1 pseudogene is annotated in these 325 nt (G+C 41.2%); it reads left to right on the top strand.

The features are described from left to right. A pseudogene (locus tag JIG37_RS22075) lies at positions 1–325 on the top strand (RNA-guided endonuclease TnpB family protein); the annotation flags it as partial.

Genomic DNA, 325 nt, shown 5'->3' on the forward strand with positions numbered 1-325 from the left:
AAATATGCGTCGATATGAATACGATAAAACATTCCTGTTTTACAAAGATATGGCTTCTCTCCTCAAGGAAATTAAGCCATTCGAGGAATTTAGCTGGATTAAAGCGTTTGATTCTGCTGCTGCTCAGCAGGTTGCTCGCGACTTGGAAACAGCGATGAAGAATGCATTTTCTAAAGGTCGTTTGCAGCATTTTCCAAAGCACAAAGTTTCCTACAAAAGGAAGCGGCTTCACAATGATAGCTTCCGAGCGGTCAATAATTCCAACTGTATTCGAATTGAAAATGACGCTATAAGCATCCCAAAGGTCGGCAAAGTGCCAATCGTT

The organism is Pseudoalteromonas sp. bablab_jr010 (assembly GCF_016464105.1).
GTDB classification, from domain to species: domain Bacteria; phylum Pseudomonadota; class Gammaproteobacteria; order Enterobacterales; family Alteromonadaceae; genus Pseudoalteromonas; species Pseudoalteromonas simplex.